General features: G+C 71.3%; 10 protein-coding genes. 3 read left to right on the top strand and 7 right to left on the bottom strand.

The genetic code is table 11. From position 1 onward, the window contains the following. The first annotated feature begins 6 nt into the window (after window positions 1-6). The 3 genes from ACFXI3_RS15230 to ACFXI3_RS15220 all read left to right on the top strand — a co-directional run bounded on the left by ACFXI3_RS15230 (window position 7) and on the right by ACFXI3_RS15220 (window position 2,349). Entirely contained in the window at window positions 7-579 is a 573-nt protein-coding gene (locus ACFXI3_RS15230) for an NADPH-dependent FMN reductase (protein ID WP_378399977.1), read from the top strand. Further along, window positions 576-1,178: a 3,4-dihydroxy-2-butanone-4-phosphate synthase gene (locus tag ACFXI3_RS15225; RefSeq protein WP_378399976.1), complete on the top strand. Its 603-nt coding sequence runs from the start codon at window positions 576-578 to the stop codon at window positions 1,176-1,178. The genes ACFXI3_RS15230 and ACFXI3_RS15225 overlap by 4 nt, the downstream gene beginning before the upstream one ends. A gap of 439 nt (window positions 1,179-1,617) precedes the next feature. Next, window positions 1,618-2,349, top strand: coding sequence for a twin-arginine translocation signal domain-containing protein (locus tag ACFXI3_RS15220; protein WP_378399975.1), 732 nt, complete (start codon window positions 1,618-1,620; stop codon window positions 2,347-2,349). 511 nt (window positions 2,350-2,860) lie between these two features. Here ACFXI3_RS15220 and ACFXI3_RS15215 read toward each other — a convergent pair. The 7 genes from ACFXI3_RS15215 to ACFXI3_RS15185 are packed head-to-tail and all read right to left on the bottom strand — an operon-like array spanning window position 2,861 to window position 14,225. Further along, complete coding sequence (locus ACFXI3_RS15215; protein WP_378399974.1) at window positions 2,861-3,541, bottom strand: winged helix-turn-helix transcriptional regulator; 681 nt, start codon at window positions 3,539-3,541, stop codon at window positions 2,861-2,863. 12 nt (window positions 3,542-3,553) lie between these two features. Continuing rightward, window positions 3,554-3,985 (bottom strand): acyl-CoA thioesterase, encoded by a 432-nt coding sequence (locus ACFXI3_RS15210; RefSeq protein ID WP_378399973.1) that lies wholly within the window; start codon window positions 3,983-3,985, stop codon window positions 3,554-3,556. Continuing rightward, on the bottom strand, window positions 3,982-9,186 hold the full coding sequence (locus tag ACFXI3_RS15205) for an SDR family NAD(P)-dependent oxidoreductase (protein WP_378399972.1): 5,205 nt from the start codon (window positions 9,184-9,186) through the stop codon (window positions 3,982-3,984). Before ACFXI3_RS15205 ends, ACFXI3_RS15210 begins: the two co-directional genes overlap by 4 nt. Next, window positions 9,183-10,115 carry an enediyne biosynthesis protein UnbU gene (locus ACFXI3_RS15200; protein WP_378399971.1) on the bottom strand — a complete coding sequence of 311 codons (933 nt, stop codon included), beginning with the start codon at window positions 10,113-10,115 and terminating at the stop codon, window positions 9,183-9,185. The genes ACFXI3_RS15205 and ACFXI3_RS15200 overlap by 4 nt, the downstream gene beginning before the upstream one ends. After that, complete coding sequence (locus ACFXI3_RS15195; RefSeq protein WP_378399970.1) at window positions 10,112-12,031, bottom strand: CRTAC1 family protein; 1,920 nt, start codon at window positions 12,029-12,031, stop codon at window positions 10,112-10,114. Before ACFXI3_RS15195 ends, ACFXI3_RS15200 begins: the two co-directional genes overlap by 4 nt. Continuing rightward, entirely contained in the window at window positions 12,028-12,966 is a 939-nt protein-coding gene (locus ACFXI3_RS15190) for a DUF1702 family protein (protein ID WP_378399969.1), read from the bottom strand. Before ACFXI3_RS15190 ends, ACFXI3_RS15195 begins: the two co-directional genes overlap by 4 nt. Continuing rightward, entirely contained in the window at window positions 12,963-14,225 is a 1,263-nt protein-coding gene (locus ACFXI3_RS15185; RefSeq protein WP_378399968.1) for an ABC1 kinase family protein, read from the bottom strand. Before ACFXI3_RS15185 ends, ACFXI3_RS15190 begins: the two co-directional genes overlap by 4 nt. Window positions 14,226-14,373: the final 148 nt, after the last annotated feature.

Here is a 14,373-nt window from a genome sequence, read left to right as displayed (position 1 = left end):
TCCACCATGCACAACCCCCTGATCGTGGGCATCGGCGGCACTGTCCGCCCCGATTCCTCTTCCGAACGAGCGCTGCGCGCGGTGCTCGAAGACGTGCGGGCACACGGGGCCCGCGCCGAACTGTTCACCGCACGAGACCTCGGATTCGCCATGTACGAACCGGATCTCGCGCATCGATCCCCGTCCGCGACCGCGTTCCTCGACGCGATCCGCCGCGCCGACGGCGTCCTGATCTCGACACCCGGATACCACGGCGGTTTGTCCGGCCTCCTCAAGAACGCGCTGGACTACCTCCAGGATCTCGCCGAGGACGACCGCCCTTACCTGCACGGACGCGCTGTCGGCTGCATCGTCAGCGCGTACGGGCCACAGGCGGGGGTGACGACGTTGACGTCCCTGCGCTCGACCGTCCACGCCCTGCGCGGCTGGCCGACCCCGCTCGGCGTCGTGGTCGACTCGACCGGCCAGCCGTTCACAGCCGACGGCCGGGTCGCCGACCGGAAACTCGCCGCGCAGCTCGCCACCGTCGCCGAACAGGTCGCGCGGTTCGCGACGGCGGAGATCCGGACCGTCGCGTGACTACGACCTCGTTCGACGTCCTCCCGCTCCACGCCTTGCTCGCGCCCGGACGGCCGCTCGTGCTCTCCTCTGAGGCCGACGCTGCCCTCGTCCTGCCCGCGGCCGAGGCGTCCACGGCCGCGCTGGCGTTCGTCGTCCGGCATTCCTCCGGCCTGGTGGGCGTCGCGCTGCCCGGCGACCGGTGCGACACGCTCGAACTCCCGCCCATGCGCCCGAGTTTCCGCCGAGGTCCCGGCTGGTGCGTCGCCGTCGACGCCGCGACCGGCGTCAGCACCGGGATCTCGGCCGCGGACCGGGCGGAGACGATCCGTCGCCTCGCCTCCCGCGACACCCGGCCGGAGGACCTCCACCGGCCAGGGCACGTGCTGCCTTACGCCACCCACCCGAGGGGAATCCTCGGCCGGCTCGCGATCCCCGAGGCGGCTGTCGAACTGTGCCGGCTGTCCGGATTGCCCGCGGCGGCGGCCTTTGCCGCGCTGGTCAGCCCATCCGATCCGACGCGGATGGCCGCGCCGGACGAATCGGCTGACTTCGCCGCCGCGCATGGCTTGCCGGTGCTCGACATCGCCGCGGTTCTGCAGTCGACTGCCTCTTGCTGATTGCCCCTGGCCTGCCGGGATGACCGCCCTGGGGCTGTCGGGGCCGCCCGCCATCGCAGCGCTCTACGCCAGGGCCTCCGACGTCATCCGGGAATTCGGCGTCCCGCTGCTTTCGGCCGGGCCTCGGAGCGCCGTCTCGACGACGTTCCCGCCGGTTTCGCCCGCGTCGCCAGCCCTCTCGATAGTCCTTTGTGGACGGATGGCGGCAGCGCTTTTCGCCGATGTCCTCGAATCCGTCGCCCGGTCCCGACGAGCGACCCCTGATCTGGTGACTGGTGTCGCCTGTCCGGCTGGCCCGGTCCCCCGGTCCCGGTCGCCGTCGGTCATCGACGCCGGACACGACCGGGTCGATCTTCCTCCGGCCCCTGGTCGCCCGCGTCGGCACTACCTTAAATTCAAGCGAGCCAGAGTCTTCGACACGCACCTGCGGAGGTAGAGGATGCCTGCTCCGAACGACGAGAAACCCGAGGAGCCCGGTTCCGGCAAGGACCGCCGGGACTTCCTGAAGGGGGCCGCCGCCGCGGCCGCGCTGGGGGTGGGCGGGGTCGCGGCCGGCGGTCTGCTGGGCGGGCAGCAGGCCCAGGCTTTCCCCCAGCAGACCGGGCTGCCGCCGATCGGGGCGGAGATCCCGTGCAGCTGCCTCGCGATCAACACCCCGCTGCAGATCCGGACGTCGCTGGTCAGCGTGGATTTCCGGGGCGGGATCAAGGTCCGGGTCGACGTGAACCCGGACGACCCGGTCAACTCGGTGCGGCTGCGCGTCGTCGGGCACCGGGTGTCGGCCGAACTGCCCGGCGCCGCGGGCACGGACCAGGGCGGCGGCACGATCACGATCGAGCAGAACGACATCGACGTGGACGCCAAGAGCCTGCTCAAGCTGACCCAGCGGTTCCCGCCGCGCTACGAGCAGGTCATGGTGCTGAGCTTCACCATGACGATCGACCAGCCCGAGGACCTGCTGCGCCGGGCGGGCATCCAGTCCCGGAAGGCGTACGAGCCGCTGGTGCTGACCACGAAGGACCCGGCGCAACTGGTCGGGAAGCTGACCCAGTTCCCGCCCCGGGGCGACCTCTACCAGTTGCAGAACCCGGTGGACCTGGTGCTGCCGGACGACCCGGACACGACGATCGCGACGATCCAGAAATTCCCGGTGAAGGTGGGCGGGCTCTGAGATTCGGGCTCGCGGAGCGGCCTGGTCCCACTCGCGCGCGGGTGGGCTGGGCCGCTTCTGGCGCATCGTGAGGCACCGCGCCAGGACAGCCGGATCGTCGATGACCGCGCGCCGCCCTGCCCCGCGCCTCGCCGGACCAGCCGACGCGCCACCGTCGAATACGACATCCGGATCGCCAACGTCTCGGCCCACCCGCTCGCGAAGCCCAGCACCTCGGCTACCGGATCACTTGGCTACCGGATCACCGGGACAGGTAAAACGAGCCCCATCCCCGCAAGCCGCGCGACTCACGGCCGAATCGGGCCGCTACGCCAGACCTGACACCGCCCGAGGACCCCGCCACGCCGCATCCGGATCACCGACCAACACCCGTCGGTCTTCCCACCGCAGAACAGCCCGCTTCACGCGCCCGCAAGCGGATCGGGCCGCTCCGCCAGACCCGACGCCGCCCGAGCACCCCGCCGGTCACCGACCAACACCGCGGGTCTCCCCGCCCGCACAACAGCCCACCTCACGCGCCCGAATGCGAACCGGGACGTTCCATCAATCCCAGCACCGTCGAGCAGCGCACCACCGCTTCCGCGTCACCGGTGAACGTCAGCTTCCCCGTCGCCAGCGCCTCGAACGGGCCGAGTGCCCCGGCGCCGATGCGGACGAACGTCGTCGCGTCGGTGCGGATGCTCAGCACCGGCGATTCAGCGGGCCCGCGCGCCGTGGTCAGGGAGCCGCGGTCGACGGTCAGGTGGAAGGTTTCCTCGTCCACCCCGAATTCGTACGTCTCCGCCACCTCCGGCAGCCGGCTCGCGTCTGCCATGGACTGGACGGCCAGCAGCGCCCAGTGCGGCCGCGTGACCATGTCGGCGCTCGGTTCGCCCAGCAGGCCGATGCCCCACTTCGACAGCGCCAGCACCGGTTCCCGCAGCTGTTCGCCCAGCGGGCCGAGCCGGTAGGCGTGTCCGGCACCGGTTTCGGAGCGCTCGACGACGCCGGCGGCGCTCAGCTTCTTGAGACGGTCCGCCAGGAGATTGGTGCCGATGCCGGGCAGGTCCGCGAGCAGCTCGGTGTAGCGGCGCGGGCCGAGGAGCAGTTCGCGCACGATGAGCAGCGTCCAGCGTTCCCCGACGGTGTCGAGAGCGGCGGCGAGCCCGCAGTACTGGCGGTACTGCCGCTCCCCTCTTGCGGTGGTCGTCACCACCCCAGCGTACTACTGGATTTTCAAGTACGGTGTGAGGGCCGTCCGGAGTTGCTCGGGGACGGGGACCGGTTCGAGTCCGGCGGGTCCGCGGGTCATGCAGGCGACGGCCTGGTGCCCGCGGGCCACGAGTTGCGGCACCGCGACCTCGGTCCGGTAGTAGTCGAACGCCATCGCGACCCGGTGGGCGTCGAGTTCGGTCAAGGTCATGCGCAGTTCGACGACATCCCCGGCGGTCAGTTCGCCGAAGTACTCGCAGCCGCAGCCGGTGGTGACCACGGCGAAGCCGTCGGTGAGCGAGGCGAGGACGTCGGGGGCGTGTTCGGCGAGGAACCGTTCCCGGCAATGTCCTTGCCAGCGAACGTAATGCGCGAAGTAGACGTTGCCGACGAGGTTGGTTTCCTCCAGCGTGACGGGATGGCGGTACCGGTACGCCGGGGTCATCGGGCACCGCCGACGGTGAGCAGTGCGATGGCGACTGGCAGCCGGTATCCGTCCACGGTGAACACCGCGGAGGCGATCCTGGCACCGCCGGCTGCGAGGACGAGCCATCCTCCGTCGTAGGCTCCGGAAAGCCTTGCATCCGATGGACTCGCGCTCACCTGCGTCAGGCATCGCGTCACTGTCGAGGCTCGTGCGGCCCGAAGCTCGGATGACTCGTTGCAAGGGCCGGAGATGACGCGGAGCAACCCAGCGTCCGGCGGCTCGTGTGGTTCGACGAACTCCCAGGCGCTAGCGACCGGGCAAGAGCTATCGGCGTCCACAGTGAACGGTTCACCGATCGACACTCGCAGCGACGGATCGAGTCCGAGCGCGACGGCCGTCCGGGTGATCGCCACGGACAGCAAGGCCGGGGGCCAAGGCCGGTCGTCGGGAAGCGGGCCGGTGTCGGCCAGGCGCAGGCCGGTCCATCGGACGGCGGGGCGGCCTTCCGCGTCCGTGGCCAGGACGTCCCAGGTGTAGCGGCCGTCGGCGGCGTGTTGTTCGGTGCCACGGAGGTCCCATACGCCCGTCGCGCGCGGGTCGAAGTCGACGCGGTCGCAGGCGATGGGCAGGAGACGGCGCGTCGGGACGCAGGACTGCAGGACGTGCACGGTGGCGTCATGCGCGGCTGGGTCGCCGAGCACCGAGGTGTACCAGGGTTCGTCGTTCGGAGTGATAGTGGCCCGGCAGGACCATGGGTCCGGGACGGCCACCGCGGCGACGCGGCGGAACTGTCCATTGTGGAACAAGAGCTGGTCGTAAAGGTCAGCTGGTTCGATTCGGCCTCGATCGGGCACTTCGGGCGGCGCGGTGGCGTTTTCCGAAGGAGACAAAGGGAAAACGGCGCTGAAGTGGTCCACGAGGAAGCCGGATTCGGCGCAGCGCAGCACGGTGGTGACGACGTCGCCGTCCCGCAGCGCGCATACTCGGACGACGTGCTCGCCGGTGTCGGGGATGACCACAGGCCGGTCGAATCTGACGTCGCAGGCGGTCGTCAGTGCCCGGCCCGCGACTGTCGAAGCGGCTTGCGCCAGGGCTTCCAGCCCGACGACGGCGGGCAGCAGCGCCGTCCCGTCGACGCGGTGGCCGTCCAGCCACGGGTCGGTGCGCAGGGAAAGCGTCGCGTCGGCGACGAGTTCGACGCCGGGATGGCCTGCCCGGATCCGCTGCAGGAACCGGCCTGTTCCCGCCGGGAGTTCCTCGCCGAGCCGTCCGTGCACTGACACGTCGGCCGACGTCGACGGCGTGCGCAGCAGGCGCAGGAACAGTTCCGTGCCTTCCTCGACCGGGATCGGCGTGGCACCGGAACGGGCGAGGGCCCGCGCCGCGCCCATGCGTTCGGCCATGCCGGTGCCCGACCACGCGGACCAGGCGAGGTCGAGCACCCGGCAGCTCGGCAGTTCTCGGGAGAGCCGTCGCACTTCGGCGCGCAGGAGGCCGTTGGCCAGTGCGTAGTGGCACTCCCCCGCCATCCCGGCCGACCCGATCACCGAGCCGAACGTGACCAGCAGCTTCAGCGATTCGGGCGGGACAGCCGCGAGCAACGCGCGGAGCCCGGCGATCTTCGGACGCAGGTGCGCGTGGACGCGGTCGGGTGTCAGGTCGGCGAACCGGGCGGGCTCGTTGATGCCGCTCGCGTGCAGCAGCGCGGTCACCGGCCCGGTTTCGGCGGTGAGCTTTTCCACGGCGAGCGCGACCGCATCGGGGTCGCCGACGTCGGCGGCCTCGTAGGCGACGCGGATGCCGTCCGCCCGGAGCCGGTCCAGATTGGACTGGAGAAGTTCGTCGGTCTCCGGGTGGGCGCGGCCGAGGACGGCAAGGGCGAGGCCGGTCGTGCTCGCCAGTGCGTGCGCGCAGGCGTAGCCGATGCCTTTGCCACCGCCGCTGACCAGCAGTACGTCTTGGTCGTCGAGTGGCGTTTCGGCAGGCACCGCGGACACAAGCTGCTCGCGCGGTTCGTACCAGGTGCCGTCCTCGCCGAGGACCAGTTCGCGGAATCGGCCGGGTTCGGCGTGGAGCGCGGAGAAATCCGTCGCGTGCACCGGGATTTGGGCGAGAGTGATGCCGATCTCGGGATGTTCCTGGTGCAGCGAGCGGAAGAAGCCGCTGATCGCGCAGTCGTGCGTCACCACGACGAGTGCCTTGTGGCGCAATGCTTTCCGCGCGGCATCGAGCAGTGCCTCGACGTCTTCGGGGTCGGCGAGGCACACGGTTTCGGTCGGACGCCAGGGTTCCGGCCGGGCCGGGACCAGCGTCTCGGTGAAACAGCCGAGCCACGGCCGCACGCCCAGTGTCTCCGCGTCGGATTCCGCGGTCTCCGGGAGTCGTTCGATCTCCGCGATCACCTCGCCGACCGAACTGTCGGCGAACGCCATCGACACCGACGGCAGCGTCCGGCCGAGCGCCGCCGCCGCCTCGACGACGAGCTGGGTCGCCCGCAGCGAACTCAGGTTGAGGTCGGCGAGCAGGCGGGCGTCGGAGCCGATGAGTGCCGCGTCGAGTTCGGTGGCTTCGGCGAGCAGGCCGGTGACCGTCGCGGCCGCATCGCGGGCCGGAGCGGCGTCCATGGCCTCCCTCGGCGCGGGGATCACCGACGGCGCCACGGAACAGGGGTTCGTGAGGAACTCCGGTTCGCGGTCGAGGTCGACGGGGCGCGCGGACCGGCCCGCGAACCACGGGACGAGACTCGCCGCTGCCCCGGCGGCGAACAGCGCGGCGGCGGAATCGGCGGCTGCGCGATCGCCGATGTCCAGGCTGACCGTCGGGGTCTTCTGACCGGCCAGGGTGCTCAGGGCGCGGCCGGGACCCGCTTCGCAGAACAAGTCCGCGTCGACGGCCTCGACCGCGGCCCGGAACTGCACCGGCGCGCAGAGTTGCGTGACGAGCAGTTCGACGAGGTCGTCGCCCTCGGTCAGTTGCCGACCGTACACAGTGGACATCACGGCGCGGCGTATCGGAGAAAATTCGATGCTGCTGAGGAATTCGCGCCACGGAGCGGCGCAGGCGGCCATGGCGGGGCTGTGGAAACCGTGTGACACCGGAAGCCAGGTGACGCGGAAGCCGCGCCGCTCGGCCTCGCGCGCCACCGCCCGGAGTTCGGTCACCGGGCCGGAAAGCACCTGCGACTCGACGGAATTGTCCGCGGCGAGCACGACGTCCGTACCTGCGCAGAGCGCTTCGGCCTCGCTCGTCGCGACAGCGAGCATCCCGGTGCCGGACGTGCCGTATTCGCCCATGATCCGCCCGCGTTCGACTGCTAGCCGTTCGCCATCCTCCGCGGACAGGCAGCCCGCCCACGTGAGCGCGGTCAGTTCGCCGAGGCTGTGCCCGATCGCGACGGTGGCGGTCACACCCAGTTTCTCGAGCCAGGACAGCGCCGCCTGGGACGCGCGGTAGATCGCGGGCTGGGCCAGCGTGGTGTCGGCCGGTTCCGCGCCGCTCGCCCCCTGTCCGGGGAACAGCAGCGCGACCCGGCCCGGCACGGCGTTTCCCAGCCAGGATCCTGGTGCCGTCGAGAGCTGTCCGCGCGCCAGCGACGGCACCTCGGCCGCCGCGCGGGCGGCGTGAGCGGCGAGTTCGGCCGGGGTTCGGGCGACGAGCGCGGCCCGGACCGGACCGGCTGGGTCCCGGCGTCCGTAGTGGCAGGCCAGATCGTGCAACTCGGCTCGCGACAGGCGTGGCGCGGCCTCGGCGATCCGGCTCAGCTCAGCGGCGACCCGAGCGGGATCCGGTCCGCTGACGACGATGACGTCGCATTCCGGAGCCGGACGGCTCGTCACCGGCGACCGCACCGAGCGGGGCCGCGCCGGGGAACCCAGCACGACGTGGGTGTTGATGCCGCCGAAGCCCATCGCGCTCACCCCGGCGAACCGGCGGCCGTCCGGCCAAGGCTCTGGAGCGCGCAACACCCGCAGGGTCTCCCCGAGCGCCGGATGCGGTGCCGCGCAGCCGGTGGTCGGCGGCAGAAGCCCGGACGACACGCTCAGCGCGGCCTTGACCACCCCGGCCGCGCCGGCGGCCGCCTTGGTGTGCCCGATGTTCGCTTTGACCGAGCCGAGCGCGGCGGCCGAACCGGCTCCGGACCGGGCCCGGTTCAACGCGGTCAGCTCCACGACATCGCCGACCGCCGTCCCAGTGCCGTGTCCCTCGTACAGCCCGATCTCGGCGTGCTCGACCCCGGCCATCTCGCCCGCCCGGCGCAACGCGAGCAGCTGCCCGTCCGCCTCGGGCCGGGTGATGCCGCCGCGGCCGTCCGAGGAGACGCCCCAGCCGAGGATTTCCGCGTACACCGGTAATCCCGCCGCCCGGGCGTCTTCGGCGCGGGCGAGCGCGAGCATCCCGCAGCCCTCGCCCGGCCAGAATCCGGCCGAACGCTCGTCGTAGATCCGCATTTCCTCGGCGGCGAGCGCGCCGGTCTTGGCGAATCCGACCAGCTCGAACGGGTCCAGCGACAGGTCCACTCCCCCGGCCAGCGCGAAGTCGGCTCCTCCGTCTCGGAGCGCCCGGCAGGCGGTGATCACGGCGAGCATCGACGACGCGCACGCACCGTCCACTGTGTACCCGCCGCCATGGAAACCGAAGTGGTTGCAGATGCGGCCCGCGATGGTGTTGGCGAGACTCCCCGCCAGCGTCTCGTCCCCCACTTCGGGAAACGCAGCCAGGTAACGCTTTTCGACCGCGGCGAGGTCCACGTCGTCGAGCGTCGCGCGCAGGACGTCGCGGACATAAGGCCAGCGCAGCCGCAGTGCCCGGGCGCGGGTGACTTCGCCGGTCAGGCTGTTGCCGACGATGACGGCTACCCGATCGGCGTCCAGGCCCACACCCGACGGATGCCCCGCGTCGGCGAGCGCGCGGTCCGCGGTCTCCAGCGCCAGCCAGTGCGCGGGGTCGGCGGCGCGGAACGTCGAGCCGGGGATCCGGAACGCTTCCCGGTCGAACTCCCAGTCCGCCAGCACCGCGGCCTGGGTGCTGTAGGTCCGGTCCGGGACGCTCGCGTCGGCGCTCCAGTAATCGGCGAGGTCGAGCCGGCCCGGCGGCAGCCGCCGGAACGCGCGGCGTTGGTGGAGCACGGTTTCCCACAGCTGCGCCGGGCCGTCCGCGTCCGGGTAGCGGCAGGCCATCCCGACGATCGCGATCGGCTCGCCGGATTCGCGGCGGGTCACGCGGGTTCCCGAGCCGGTACCGGATCGGCGGCAGTGCGCTGTGCCGGAACCAGGACAGTCCACTGAGGACTCTTGCGAGCGGCGACCGCGAGCACCGCAGCGCGCAGCGCGCAAGTGATCGTCAAGGCGAAGAACAGGCCGAATACGACGTGGAATTGCACCAGCACGCCGTAGACCGCGGCCGTGGCGAGACCGAAGCAGACCTGGTTCCGACGGGACGACGGCGTCGTGCCGGGGTCGGTGATCATGTAGTTGGTGAACAGGACGAACGCCGTCCCGGTGATCGGCAGCACCGCGCTGACCAGCGAAATGTCGGTGAACAGCGCGCGCAGCACGGCTTGGCCGAGGAAGCCGCCGACCCAGCCGAGGATCAGCGGCACCTTGCCGGTGAGCTTGGCGTTCAGCATGGTCCCGGCGATCAGCAGCAACGCGGGCACGACCGCGCCCCACCAGCCGGTGACCCATTCGGTGAACTCGTACGGCGGCGCGATGCCGACCCAGCCGAACAGCAGCAGGACCACCACGATGCCGACGTTGCTCGGGTTCAGCACGTGCCTGCTCTTGCCGCCGATCCGCACCCGGACGAGGTACTTCGAGGCGACGCCGACGACGGAGGCGAGCACGGTCGGCATGAACCGGTCGTTCGCGTACAGGAGCATCGCGCACGCCATGCCGGTGATGTAGGCGGGAAGCAGGAAGTCGGCCACCGCGCCCGGTTTGCCGAGGTACCGGGGCCGACGCCCGGCGGTCGCGGACTCCACCGACTCCAGCACGATCTCCGCGCTCAGCGCGGCGAACACGGCGACCACCGGCGTGAGATACGCCTGTTCGAAGCCGAGCACGGTGTGCCCGAGCACGGTCAGCACGGTGATCGACGCGCCGAACCGGCGCAGGGCGGCGGAACGGCGTTCGCTCGGCGACTTGGTCACCGGTCCTCCTCGATGGTGCCGTCGGGGTTGAGGCGCAGCTGGTGCCAGCCGGGCGGAAGCATCACCGAACCGTCGTGCCGGTGTCCGCAGCCGTCCCGCCACGCCAGCCGGACCGGTACGGAGGACGGCGGTTCGCTGCCCAGGCCGAAGTGCAGATCGGGAGCATTGACGCCGTTGTGCCCGTTGGCCGGGTACACCTGCTGCAGCCGCTTCCCGCCGCCCGGCGCGGCGACCTCCGCTTCGGCCCCGATCGCCGGCGACGTCGGCCCCGGCGCGTTCGCGCGGCACGCGTTGTCGCCTACGGGTTTTCGCAGGCGCAAGCCCAGGAAAGCGCCGGCTGGCGAGGTGTTGCGGTACAACGTGGACGGTGCCCATTGGTTGGCGACGACGAAGTCGAGCCGGCCGTCTCCGTCGACGTCGCCGACCGCGAACGAGCGGCTGACCGCGTCGGTGCCGACCCCGACCTGGTCCGCGACGTTCACGTAGCGGCCGTCCGAGCCGCGCGCGAAGAACGTGTTGCGGTCGTGTCCGGACAGGTCGGTTCCCTCGGTGAAACGCGGCCACAGCGCGGGATGGCTCAGCACGAGGTCGTTCGACATCGCGGTCTCCTGCAACTGTGCCCACCGGTTCACCTCGCCGGCGACGAAACCGGTCGCGTGCATGACTTCCTCGGAACCGGAGTTGCCGAAGTCGGCGGCTTTGACGTCCCACGACCATCCGGTGCGGGACAGGCCGAGGTCCTCGCTGTGGTCGTCGTAAGGTGCGACGCCGTTGCGCAGCTGGTCGCCAGTTTCGGCGCGGTCCGCGGTGGACTGGTAGGCGAAGTTGCTTTCCTGCAACGCGTACGGCTCGGTGATGTTGCTGACCAGGATGTCCGGGACGCCCTTCGCGTCGAGGTCGGCGAAGGCCACGCCCATGCCCTTGAACGAATCGTTGCCCAGCACCTTCGACTTCGGCGTCGTCGCGTGCCGCGTGCCGGTCGCCGTGCGGAACGCCGCGTGGCCCGGGGTGGATTCGTTGACCAGCAGGTGGTCGGGGCCGAAGTCGTTGGCCACGTACAGATCCGGCCGTCCCCGGCCGCCGATGTCCTGGGCGGCGAGCGCGAGCGCCCACCCGGTCCGCGTGCCCGGTGGGAAAGCGTCGGGCTCCTCGGCGAACCGGCCGGCTCCGGCGGAGCGGAACAGCCGGAGCGTGCCCCCGTTCACGGCGTGGGACAGCGAATCGTTCATCACCAGTTCGGGCTGGTGCGCGGTGGGATCGAGCACCCGCGCGCCGTCCGGGAAGTAATTGCCGAACACGAGGTCGGTGTGCCCGTCGCCGTCGAAATCGCCGATCGTGGCGGCGTTGGTGTTCCATACCTGGCACGGGCTGACCAGCTCGCGCGGCCGGAACGCCGCCGCCGACGGGGTGTTCCCCGGGAGTCGCTCGAAGATGACGGGGGAACGGCCCCAGTAGTAGACGACGACGTCCTGGCGGCCGTTCTCGTCCACGTCGGCGGGAAGGCAGCCCATCGGGGCCGCGAAGGACGGCATCTCCAGCCCCGACGGGACCAGGGTGAACGGCTGGTATCGCGCGCCGGTGCCGGGCGCGGGTTCGACGGTGACGGTGTCCGTGCGGGGATCCACCAGGCAGACGTCGTGCGCGATCAGGCCGCCGTCCGCGGCGAACAGCGCGGTCGCCGCGCCCACGGAGGAGATCCAGGACCGGATCTGCTCGTAGGCCGGAGCGACGGTCCGCACGTGCCGTCCGCCGGGTGCGTTGTCCGGGCTGATCTGGGCGGAGGTGAACGAGAACTGGTGCGCCAGCTCGGTTTCCTCCGCTGAGGACGGCTGCGGGACGACCGTGAACGCGAACACCGCCGTGCAGCCGAACAGCGCGACCAGGCGGGCCAGATGCCGGCGAAGAAAGGGTCTCATCGGCTCTTCCTCTCCCAGAGATACCGGATTTCCGCGCGCCAGCGCTGGTAGTGCGCGAGCGTGGACGGGTAAGGCGCGCACTGTCCGAGCGCCAGGACGGTCCAGTCCGCGGCGACGTCGGTACTGGCTCCGGCCAGCACTTCCGCCGCTTTGTCGGTGTGCGCGGGCACGATCCCGCTGACCCGCCGCGCGGCGCAGGCGAACGCGCACCCTTGGGCCAGGTGCGCGCGGTACGTCCCGGACAGGTCGGCGAGCCGGGCGAGTTCGGCGGCGTCGGCGCCGCCCGCGTAGGTCGCGGCGAGGCCGATGCCGCTCCACAGGTCCGCCTGCCGTCCGGCGGGGAACTCGGCGATCCGCAGGGCCACCCCGTCGGGGTCGGCGCATTCGCAGAACCACAGCGCCCGGCCGAGCCCTTGGTCGCGGACCTGCCGCGGTCCGCGGCCGATCCCGGGTTCTACGCGACGGCGTCCGATGACCCGGTCGGTGTGGAAAAAGCCTTGGTGGAAGCCGTATCCGTCCCAGGCCAGCCAGCGCAGCAACGGATCCGTCGCCGTGCTCCGGAAGGGGCGCAGCCGCAGCCGGGCGCAGGCCCAGCCGACCCCGACGTGCACGAGGTGCGGATACTCCGCGGCCGGTCCGTTCAGCAGCGCCCCGACCCGGCCGCGCCGGAGCGGGAGGAGCACGTCCAGCAGGGCACAGCCCATTCCCGCGCCCTCGAACGCGAACCCGCGCAGTTCCGGTTCGAGCGCGGACACCTGCTGGCCGAGGACGGCGGGGTCCGGTTCGATCGAGGCGTTCAACCCGGTCAGGAAGGCACGTCCGGCCGATTCCAGGACGCCGCGAGCCGGGCCGGGACGCAGCCGGAACCGGCGCAGGCCGAAGTCGACCTGCCGCGGGTCCTGGCGCAGCGCCCGGGCCACGATCCCGGCGCTCACCTCGCTTCCCTCGGCGCGGCCACGACGTGTTCCATCAGGGCGGTGACCAGCATCGGCCGGGCCTCCCGCTGGAAGTCGACGTCGGGATGGAATTCCCGGACGGTGCCCTCCAGCACCAGCAGGGACAGGATCGGGAACACGAACTGCGGGTCGGCGTGGAGGCCGTGCCGGCGCTGGATGTCGAACAGCTTGGCGGCGAAGGAAACCAGGTCGAAATCGGCGGCGTTGCGTCCGGTGTGCTTCTCCACCAGCGCGGCCAGCTCCGCGCGGAACCCCTCAGTGTCGCAACCTGGCGGCGCTTTCGCCGTCGACAGCACAATGTCGGCGCAGGCCTCGCCGTCGCCCTGGCTCATGCAGTAGAAGAACGCGGCGAACTTCTCCCGCGCGGACTCCGACAGCCGGACGGTGAACCCCGCGTCCAGGATCACGATCGAACCGTCCTCGCGGAAGTAGAGGTTGCCCGGGTGCAGGTCGCAGTGCACCACTCCGTCCAGGAAAAGCATCCGGTAGACCGCGCGCAACGCCCGCACGACCGCGTTCCGGCGCTCTTCCTCGCCGAGATCCTCCGGACGGCGGCGCACCAGCCCGTCGAGGAAGTCCATCACCAGAGTGTCCTCAGTGGACATTCCAGGACGGACACCGGGAACGGTCACTCCGTCCGCGAAGCTCAGTGTTTCCCGGAAGCCTTCGAGCCGCTCCGCTTCCCTCGCGAAATCCAGTTGCGCGCGAATGCTTTCGGCGAGCTGCGCCGCGACGGCGGCGACCGGCACGCCGCGCAGCATCGGCAGCCTCGCCGCCAGCCCGGCGCCTCGTTCCAGCATCGCGAGATCAGCCGACAGCGACCGGACGATGCCCGGCCGGCGCACCTTCGCCGCGACCGCCCGGCCGTCCGGGAGCACCACCCGGTACACGCAGGCGATGCTGCCCGCGCCGACCAGTTCCGGCTCCCCCGCCCCAAGCCTCAGCGCGGGCGGCATCGTGCGCGGCGGGACCGGGCGAACCTGGTCGTGCAGCCGGGAAAGCGCGCGGCACACCCGAGGCGGCAGGATGTCCGCTCGCGTGCTCAGAAGCTGGGCGGCCTTCACGAACGCCGGACCCAGCGCCACGACTGTGTCCGCCAGCCAGACGTCTCGGTCGAACCGTTCGCCGCGCAGCCACGCCGCCGCTGTCGCCGGTCCCAGCAGCAGCGACCGCCCGGCGAGCACCGCGAACGCACGTGCTGTCCGCAGCACCACCGTGCCACCCCTCGAAAACGTCATCTCTCCCCTTCGCCGCCTGGGCCGGATGCCCGACAACCGACGTTACAACCGGTAGTGCGAGATATGCTCCGAGTGACCACAGGACCATCCGTTTCAGCGAAACCGGGGCGGAAACACTCGGCCGGGCAAGGTGTTTCCCTATCGGGGC

The organism is Amycolatopsis sp. NPDC059235 (assembly GCF_042754125.1).
Lineage (GTDB): Bacteria > Actinomycetota > Actinomycetes > Mycobacteriales > Pseudonocardiaceae > Amycolatopsis > Amycolatopsis albidoflava.
This window is presented reverse-complemented; position numbering and strand designations above follow the sequence as displayed.

Coding starts and splice junctions, on each gene's coding strand:
- ACFXI3_RS15230 (WP_378399977.1), top strand. CDS start 7: ATGCACAACCCCCTGATCGTGGGCATCGGCGGCACTGTCCGCCCCGAT.
- ACFXI3_RS15220 (WP_378399975.1), top strand. CDS start 1,618: ATGCCTGCTCCGAACGACGAGAAACCCGAGGAGCCCGGTTCCGGCAAG.
- ACFXI3_RS15210 (WP_378399973.1), bottom strand. CDS start 3,985: ATGACCCCGGCGTACCGGTACCGCCATCCCGTCACGCTGGAGGAAACC.
- ACFXI3_RS15195 (WP_378399970.1), bottom strand. CDS start 12,031: ATGAGACCCTTTCTTCGCCGGCATCTGGCCCGCCTGGTCGCGCTGTTC.
- ACFXI3_RS15185 (WP_378399968.1), bottom strand. CDS start 14,225: ATGACGTTTTCGAGGGGTGGCACGGTGGTGCTGCGGACAGCACGTGCG.